This is a genomic window from Campylobacter concisus (genome assembly GCF_902460575.1).
Lineage (GTDB): Bacteria > Campylobacterota > Campylobacteria > Campylobacterales > Campylobacteraceae > Campylobacter_A > Campylobacter_A concisus_AW.
In genome coordinates this window covers 511,347-519,905 of the sequence record NZ_CABPUY010000002.1, presented here as the reverse complement: position 1 = coordinate 519,905, position 8,559 = coordinate 511,347, and the positions used below count along the sequence as shown (strand labels likewise).

The 8,559-nt window shown below is 38.8% G+C and carries 7 protein-coding genes and 1 rRNA gene; 6 read left to right on the top strand and 2 right to left on the bottom strand.

Annotation, left to right across the window (positions count from 1 at the left end):
* Positions 1-326: 326 nt before the first annotated feature.
* Genes F3G76_RS06480 through nrfD form a run of 6 tightly spaced genes read left to right on the top strand, consistent with a single transcriptional unit; the run spans position 327 to position 6,362 of the window.
* On the top strand, positions 327-1,037 hold the full coding sequence (locus tag F3G76_RS06480) for a disulfide bond formation protein B (protein WP_149706240.1): 711 nt from the start codon (positions 327-329) through the stop codon (positions 1,035-1,037).
* Positions 1,038-1,047: 10 nt separating this feature from the next.
* On the top strand, positions 1,048-1,941 hold the full coding sequence (locus F3G76_RS06475) for a hypothetical protein (RefSeq protein ID WP_149706239.1): 894 nt from the start codon (positions 1,048-1,050) through the stop codon (positions 1,939-1,941).
* Between the two features lie 22 nt (positions 1,942-1,963).
* The gene (locus tag F3G76_RS06470) at positions 1,964-4,255 is read left to right on the top strand and encodes a molybdopterin-containing oxidoreductase family protein (protein WP_149706238.1); all 2,292 of its coding nucleotides are present in this window, start codon (positions 1,964-1,966) and stop codon (positions 4,253-4,255) included.
* 11 nt (positions 4,256-4,266) lie between these two features.
* Entirely contained in the window at positions 4,267-4,818 is a 552-nt protein-coding gene (locus F3G76_RS06465; protein ID WP_012140509.1) for a 4Fe-4S dicluster domain-containing protein, read from the top strand.
* Between the two features lie 10 nt (positions 4,819-4,828).
* Complete coding sequence (locus tag F3G76_RS06460; RefSeq protein WP_149706237.1) at positions 4,829-5,467, top strand: TorD/DmsD family molecular chaperone; 639 nt, start codon at positions 4,829-4,831, stop codon at positions 5,465-5,467.
* Positions 5,468-5,477: 10 nt separating this feature from the next.
* Entirely contained in the window at positions 5,478-6,362 is an 885-nt protein-coding gene (nrfD, locus tag F3G76_RS06455) for an NrfD/PsrC family molybdoenzyme membrane anchor subunit (protein ID WP_149706236.1), read from the top strand.
* 54 nt (positions 6,363-6,416) lie between these two features.
* Here nrfD and F3G76_RS06450 read toward each other — a convergent pair whose 3' ends face one another.
* A complete protein-coding gene (locus F3G76_RS06450) occupies positions 6,417-7,454 on the bottom strand; it encodes an isoaspartyl peptidase/L-asparaginase family protein (protein ID WP_149706235.1) in 1,038 nt (345 codons plus the stop codon).
* Positions 7,455-8,398: 944 nt separating this feature from the next.
* A 5S ribosomal RNA gene (rrf, locus tag F3G76_RS06445) occupies positions 8,399-8,517 on the bottom strand.
* Positions 8,518-8,559: the final 42 nt, after the last annotated feature.

Below are 8,559 nucleotides of genomic sequence, written 5' to 3'. Positions count from 1 at the left end.
AATATATTTTTATTTACAAAATTTTATTTTATAAAGTAAAACTTAGCCATAAAAATATATTTTTTAAACTAAATTTAATAAATATAGTTATATTATTTTTCTCAGATAAGCATGCTTGTAGTTGAAAATTTACAAATTGGGAGCTCAAAATGGAATTTCTAATTTTGACACTATTTCTGATTAGTGGGCTTATCTTATACATAAAGCCACAAATGAAGAAAATAGCAACGTCCTGTATGGCTTTGGGGTGCGTAATACTAGTTGCACTAGAATTTTACGTAAATTTATGGGTAGTCTTGCCAATAGGCAACTTTTAGGAGGGCAAGATGCAAACAAAACAAAACGAAATCCCAGCAAACGAACAAGGCTTTTTCAACCTTATGTCACTGGCCATCACTGCTCTTGTGGCACTTCCAGTTGGTATCGCCTGCTTGGTGCTTGGCTTTGGACTAGGTGATAACCCTTGCGTAATGTGCTGGGCCGAGAGGATCACGATGATAGCTATTAGCCTAATAGCACTTTTTATCATCAGGTACGGACTAAAACCTGGCTATCTAGCAGCACTTTTACTAATGGCTTGCTGGGGCATATTTAATGGCTTTATCCACTACAGCCTAGATGGAACATTTGGCGGCTATCTTGACATCAAACAAGGTTTTGGCCTTGAAATTTTAGGTGCCCATACTCAGCTTTGGGTTATGGTTGTTGATTTTTGTGTGATCATATTTTTGGCTTTTATATTTTTGTTTAGCAAAAATTTGGGTCTTATAATGCAAAAAAGCTCAAATGGCGAATATGGCAACTTTCTAAGCTACTTACCACTTGGCAAATTTGCAAATTTAGTCTTTATCGTGATCATCCTTGCAAACTGCGTTCAAGCCTTTATAGCTTCTGGTCCACCACCATATCTAGGATCTAGCACACCACCAAGGATGAGTATCGATCCTTCAAAATGGTTCTGGGAGAAAGACCACTGGGATAGCTCGCTTGATTTTAGATTTGACTGGAACCCTGAGCTTCCAGACCTAGCAAAGTAAGGAGTAAAAGATGAAAAAACTAATATTTTTTGTCGCATTAGCAAGCCTTGCTTTTGGGTTTAACTTTGACATGGATAGTAAAAATGGAGCGATCCAAAACATAAAAGAGCTAGGTCTTAAAGATACGCTCACTCTAAATTTGCAAAATGATAATGCAATAACTGGAGCCGACTACGATGAGAGCAAAAAGCACTTTGCTCTTGTCTCAAACGACAATGAATTTTACATCGCAGATGAGAATTTAAAGCCTCTAAGTTATGCCAAACATGACCGTCATTTTATAATGGAGATGGAGGCAACAGTCGGGGCTACTTGGTATAAAAAAGAGCTTGGCATTATAAGTTATAACAAAACTTTTGTCTTTTATGAGCCAGCTAGCAATCTTAGCAAAGATGAGCAAAATAGCCAGTGGAGGCACCTATTGGCTGGATATGACGCATGGAAGCTAAACGACCTTGGCAACAAGGGCAGATTTTCTACCATTAGATCAAAACAGCAGTACATCTTAGGCTGGGACTATCTAGAAAGTGAGAATAAATTTTTCACAGCTAGCGTGCCAAATGACGTTAGAGACTACTGGAGTGTGGCTATATTTGATGGTGATGACAAGATGATCTTAGAAGAATTTATGCCAAAAGCTGGAGCAAATTTGCAGCTAAAAGAGGGTAGAAATTTAAACAACTACTACATTACTGGTGTTGATGTGGAGCCTGATGCGCTCTATCTTTTAAGCAAAAATTTCTCAACTATTTTAAAGTTAAATTTAACCACCAAAGAGATAGACGAGGCATTTAGTTTTAGTGGGGTAAATAACCCAAGAGCATTAGCAATCAAAGATAATAAATTTTACATCTTCTCACGAGAAGGCAAAGAGAATAAAGTTTTTATCTTTGAGGTGAAATAGCTATCAAATTTAAGGAGAAAACATGCAAAGACGTTCTTTCCTAAAAGGCACCGGAGCAGCTCTAGCAGCAGCTGGGACAGCTCCTAGCCTATTTGGTATGGAGCAATTTGAGGTGGATTTTAAACCAAAATCCTATAAGAACGAGGAAAATGTAGAATACCACTACCTAACCTGTCCTAGAAACTGCCGTGATGCCTGTTCGATGATCGCTGAGATAAAAGACGGCAAAATGGTAAGCATAAAAGGAGATCCAAAGCACCCGCTAACGCAAGGCACAGTCTGCGTCAAGGGTCACACCTATGCCATGCACCTGTATAACGCTGACCGCATCATGCACCCTATGAAAAGAGTCGGTAAAAAAGGCGAGGGAAAATGGGAGAAGATAAGCTGGGATCAAGCCTTAAAAGAGATAGCTACGAAGCTAACTGAGATAAAAGAGAAATTTGGTGGCGAAGCCTTGACCGAGTTTGTCTACTCTGGCAACGAGGGACATATCTCAAAAACTATCGCACCAGGAAATTTCTTTGAAAAATATGGAGCCACAAGACTTGTTAGAAACCCTTGTGACTGGCCAAGATACGCGGGCACTCCTAGCGTTATAGGTACTGACTTCTCAAAAGATGCACTTGAGATCGATGAGAGTGATATGTACATTAGCTGGGGATCAAACGAAGCTTACACAGCCGTACACTGGATAAGATTTGCTCACCGCGTTAAAAAAAGAGGCGGAAAGATCATCGTTATAAATACGATAAGAATTCCTCTTGCAAACCAAGCTGATATGTTTATCCAGCTAAAACCATCTAGTGACCCTGCATTTTGTCTAGCGGTCTGCAAATTTTTGATAGAAGAAGATCTATATGATCATGAATTTGTAGAAAAATATACCACTGGCTTTGAAGATCTAGTACACGAGTGCTCACTCTACACCTATGGCGAGCTATCTGAGATGTGCGGAGCAAGTGTGGATCAGATCAAAGTTTTTGCCAGAGAGTACGCTCACGCAAAAGCACCAGCTATCATGCACGGCGACGGCGGACAAAGACACTTTAACGGAGCAAGACTTGTTCGTGCGGTTACATTTTTACCAGTTTTAACTGGCGCCTTGACAAAGCTTGGTGGCGGACTATTTTGGGCGTATGTGCATGTAAAAGGCTGCTTTAATTTCGACAACTGCATGCCAGATCTTTCTCCAAAAGATAAAGATGGCAAAAAGATAGAAAGACAGCAAATAAGCTATATAGAATTTGGCAAAGGCATACAAAAAGAAAATCCAACATATCTTGACAAGCCTATAAACACTGTCATTAGAGCATGCATCAACTACAACTCAAATTTAATGGTAACAGCGCCAAATACAAATTTGATCAAAAAGCGTGTAATGGACGATGACTTCTTTTTGGTTGTAATTGATCCTTACGAAACAGATACCTGTGACTATGCTGACTATGTTCTACCTGGTGTTACATTTATGGAGAGTGAGGATATCCAAAACGACCAAATTTCTGGATACGTCTGCTACAACGCTCAAAGTGTAAAACCTCTTGGTGAAGCTAAGACAAATTTAGAGTTCTTCAACGCTCTTGCAAAAGCGATGGGCTATACAGAAGAGTGCTTTAACTGGGATAGTGAAACGGTTTGCAGACGCTTTTTGGATACAGAATTTGCCAAAAAACAAAACATCACCTATGAAAAACTAAAATCAGTCGGCTGGATCAAGCCATTTAGAACGCCTGAAACGATGAAGGATCAGTTCCCATACTACCCTTATGCGCCAAAAGACAAACTAGTCTTTGGTACAAAAAGTGGAAAATGCGAGCTTTACTCACAAATCTTTAAAGACGCAGGATATCATCCAGTAATAGACCTTGAAACTGACTGGGACTACTATGAAAAGAGCAATAAATTTGGAAAAGACTATCTTAAGAAATATCCGCTTTATTTCATGACGCCAGGTACTCAGCTCCAAGATAACTCAAACTGGGGCAATATGCCTTATATCTTAAAAAGGGTTATCGTTAAGGGCAATGCTGAGCTATTTATGACACGTGAAGATATGGAAGCACGCGGTATCAAAAATGGAGACACAGTTGAGGCAACAAACGAAAAAGGTACAGCCGTCTTTACAGCAGTCGAGACAAATCAAATGAACCCAGGCATAGTCTATGCGTGGAACAACATCTGGGTAAAAGTGACTAAATCAAGAACTGGAGCAAACATACTTTGCTCTGATGGCGTTAGCGATCTAGGAAATGGCTCAACTTATACAGCTAGCTTTTGTGAAGTAAAAAAAGCAGCTAAACAAGAGATGTAAAGGGGTCTAAGATGAAAAGAAAACAAGGTTTTTTATTTGATTATAACTTTTGTATAGGCTGCAAGGCTTGTGAAATTTCATGTCAAGTCTATCACAACCAAGATCCAGATATAAACTGGAGACATGTTGATGGCCTTATGATACATGAAGATGGCATAGAAAAAGAGATCTTTATAACTCACTCTTGCCATCACTGCGACGAACCAGCCTGTATGGATGTCTGCCCAGTTGGGGCTTATATCAAGCTAGAAAATGGTGTCGTACAGCCACTTCATGATAAGTGCATAGGTTGCGGATACTGCTTGATGGCTTGCCCTTATGGCTCTATCACAAAAGGCAAAGACGGTAAAGCTCAAAAGTGCAATCTCTGCGCTGAAAAACTTGAGCGTGGCGAAGAGCCAGCTTGCGTAGCAGGCTGTCCGTGTGGAGTACTAAAACTAGTTGATAGCAACGTCAGCGACAGCGCTGGTATGCAAAAAGAGATGCCAGGCTTTAAACACTTCTTTACCAAGCCAAATATCCGCTTTTATCCAAGAATGAAGCGAAACGAATTCATACACTAAAGAGTAAAAGATGGATAAGGTCAAAGAAAAGCTTAGCGTTAGCCTTAGTGTTGAAGACTTTTTAAGGCGATTTTTCTTAGTAGAGCTTAGAGAGCAAAATTTAGATGAGCTCATAAGCCTAAGCTTTAATTTTAGTGATAAATTTAAAAATCACAACTTCATACTTTGGCTAAATAAGTGCAAAGATGATCTAAATTTGCTAGACGAGCTAAGATATGAATTTAATAGGCTATTTGTAGGGCCAAGACACCCAAAAGCTGAGCCATATGAGTCGGTTTATTTTGATTATAAAACGATGTTTGGCGAGAAGACTATACAAGTGCGTGGCTTTTATGAGAGCTCTGGGCTAAAACTTAGTAAAGAGCAGTTTGATAAATTTCCAGATGATTTCATCGGATATGAGCTGCAATACCTTTACTTTCTAAGTTTCAATGCCTTACAAGCAGACGAAAAAGAGAAAATGGATGAAATTTTACATAAAAAATATGACTTCATCCGCACTCATCCGTTTGAGTGGTTTTATAAATTTAGCTCTCGTTGTAAGGAGGCTACAAATTTAGAAGCCTATGTGAGCTTTGCTGATTTTTTAAATTTATATCTTGAAAACGAGATAGAGCAGTCAAGAGCTCTTCTAACTTTTAAGAGTTAAAGGATAGATAATGGAACAAACAACTTGGGGATGGCTCATAGTCATATATCTGTTTTTGGGTGGTTTAGGTGCTGGGGCATTTTTGTGCTCGGCTTTAGCCTATAAAGGCTTTTTGGGCAAGCTTGATGAGAAATTTTACAAATTTGGATTTTTGCTAGCGCCAATAGCGGTCATAGTTGGAACTTTGCTTTTGCTATTTGACCTAGCGCCAAGTGCGGCGATCAATCCAGCTAAGATCATAGGCCTTTACACAAGACCAGTTTCTATAATGAGTATCGGCACATATCTTCTAACATTTTTCATAATAGTTAGCGTACTCGTGCTTTTACAAGTTAAAAAAGGTGGCAAAATTTGCGATATGATGCTTAGCCTTGGCTCGCTACTAGCCATTGGAGTGATGGGTTACACTGGACTACTTTTATATGTTGTTAAAGCGATCCCACTATGGGCAAGTATATGGCTACCGATACTATTTACTATCTCAGCCATATCAACAGGCCTTAGTGCAAACGCTATATCTGTGCTAAGTGGTGGCGGCATTTTGAGCCACGAGTCGCATAAATTTCACACTATTTTGGTGGCACTTGAAATTTTTGCCCTCTTGATGCTATTTGCAAGCGTTAGAAACGAAGCTGCTGGCATGGCTAGCATAACTAAAATAGTATCAGGCTCTCTAGCGCCGATGTTTTGGATAGGTTTTATAGTACTTGGTCTTGCACTGCCATTAATTGGCGGCAGTAAATTTATGCTACAAAGATGTGGCGTAACAAAAGACGGAGCAGTATGCGGATGTAGCGAAGGCGTTAAAAGCTGCGTATATAATGAATATGGTGTTTTAGTTGGCGGTTTTTGCCTAAGAGCATTTATCGTTCTTGGAGCAATTTATATATTTTAATAAACTTTCTCCCTTTAAAAACTAGGCCGGATATAATCCGACCTAGCTATCTAATCATTTCTCGCCAAGTGGCCAGTAAACAACTGGTTTAGCTCCTAGTCTTGCCTCACCGTGATACATACCAAGTTTATCTTTAGTCCAAGCAAAGCCAGTCTTACCAAACTTATCAATAGAGATGATACCGCCACTACCGCCTAGTGCTGCTACCTCTTTTACAGCCTCTTCGGCTGCTTTTTGCACATCTGAAGTTTTGTATTTATAAAGGGCTGAGACCTCATGAGCAGCATTTACGCGCATATAGATATCACCTGTGCCTGTGCAAGAGACTGCTACTGAGTCATTATCTGCATAGGTTCCAGAGCCAATTATTGGACTATCACCTATACGACCAGTCATTTTATTTGTCATGCCACCAGTGCTTGTTGCTGCGGCTAGGTTGCCATTTTTATCAAGAGCTATCGCTCCAACAGTGCCAAGATATGGGCGCTCATATAAATTTAGCGAAGTTTTCTTTGTCTTTTCACTATCAAGCATGAGCTTTTGTTTCTCTTTTGCCCTTTGGAGTGCGTCATATCTAAACTGCGTGAAAAAGTACTTTTGATCGACCATCTCTAGGCCGTTTTCTTTGGCTAATTTGTCAGCTCCCTCGCCAGCAACAAGAGTGTGCCAAGTCTTGTCCATTACAACTCTCGCGCCAAGGATAGGGTTTTTGATATGCCTTGCCATCGCGACTGCACCTGCTTTTTTAGTAGAGCCGTCCATGATCGAGGCATCCAGCTCATTAAAGCCGTCAGCTGTAAATACTGCGCCCTTGCCAGCATTAAAATTTGGATCGTCTTCTAACACCATAATGGCTGCCGTAACTGCATCCATAGCACTACCGCCCTTTTCAAGCACAGCCTGGCCAGCTAAAAGCGCCTTTTTCATAGGCTCTTCGCGCACTTTAAACTCATCTTTAGTAAGCTCAAGTCCACTGGTGCCACCATGTATGACTATGACAGGACTAAATTTATCCTCTGCGTTTAAGAGTGAGCCTGCGAATAAGGCAATGCCAGCTGCTACAAAAACAGCTTTTGAAAATGCTAGTTTCATACGCTCTCCTTTAAAGAAATTTGATAAATCTTAAAAAATAATATAACTTAATACTTTTCGTTTAGCTTAATATAAGTATACACTTTTACATGAGGCAGTGTTAAATTTAATAAATTTAGCATCGCGTTCGTTAGTATGTAATAAAACTTTAGCAAAAACAATAAATACATAAACAACGCATCACCTCAAAAATGACTTTTTGACTGTAATATTCAGATCAGCTTAGAGGTCATGCAAATATCAAATAGCTAAGTGATAAATCTTATTCAAAAGGTAAAAAGAACAGATAAAAATATGGAGTAAATAGCGTTAAGATCGTTATTTTAGCAGATGGGGATATGGAGTAAAAATAAGGAACTCAAAATGCAAAATTTAGGCATTTTTTGCATTTGAAAGTCTAAAGCTTCAAATAGCTTCAAAGTCCCTTTAAGCAACTCCTTTTTCTGTTATGCGTCACGACCCATACAATAGCGCAATTTTCTAAATTTTTACCGTCTATTATGATAGGTTTATACTCTTCATTATCCAAAAATAGAGTTATAACATTCACTATCTGATTTTTTCTAATAGTTTTACGAATACGTCGTCGCATATTTATGACGTGTACATTGCGGCTTATTATGTCACCTGTATTTGCCACACTTATAAAAAGAAGTTCACCATTAGCAATACCATGCTGTATCCTTTGGCATTAATAACATGATAAGGTTCGGGTATTTTTTAACAACCAATGGAATAAAGATCCCAAATTTTATGATCACATATATTAGAACTTTAATCTAACTACCTAAAACCCAGTTCGAAAAAATCAGATTATAAACTATAAGCTTGAAGAAATTAATATAAAAACAAGTAAAAGAATTTAATATTTTATACTTATACAAGAAACAACAATAATAAAAACAGAATCAAACAATGTAATAGTTAAAGCAGACAAACAACAAAGCCCGCAACGACCTACTTTTCCAACATCCCAGTAAGGGAGAGTATCATCAGCCAGGACGAGCTTAGCTTCTTGGTTCGAGATGGAGCAAGGCGTTTCCTCGTCTGTATAGTCACGGGCAGTGTTAAATAAAAGATATAATAGCTAAATCTCTTATTTAAC

What these genes read in the sequence shown, in the direction of transcription:
- F3G76_RS06480 (WP_149706240.1), top strand. Translation starts at nt 327, where the DNA reads ATGCAAACAAAACAAAACGAAATCCCAGCAAACGAACAAGGCTTTTTC.
- F3G76_RS06475 (WP_149706239.1), top strand. Translation starts at nt 1,048, where the DNA reads ATGAAAAAACTAATATTTTTTGTCGCATTAGCAAGCCTTGCTTTTGGG.
- F3G76_RS06470 (WP_149706238.1), top strand. Translation starts at nt 1,964, where the DNA reads ATGCAAAGACGTTCTTTCCTAAAAGGCACCGGAGCAGCTCTAGCAGCA.
- F3G76_RS06465 (WP_012140509.1), top strand. Translation starts at nt 4,267, where the DNA reads ATGAAAAGAAAACAAGGTTTTTTATTTGATTATAACTTTTGTATAGGC.
- F3G76_RS06460 (WP_149706237.1), top strand. Translation starts at nt 4,829, where the DNA reads ATGGATAAGGTCAAAGAAAAGCTTAGCGTTAGCCTTAGTGTTGAAGAC.
- nrfD (WP_149706236.1), top strand. Translation starts at nt 5,478, where the DNA reads ATGGAACAAACAACTTGGGGATGGCTCATAGTCATATATCTGTTTTTG.
- F3G76_RS06450 (WP_149706235.1), bottom strand. Translation starts at nt 7,454, where the DNA reads ATGAAACTAGCATTTTCAAAAGCTGTTTTTGTAGCAGCTGGCATTGCC.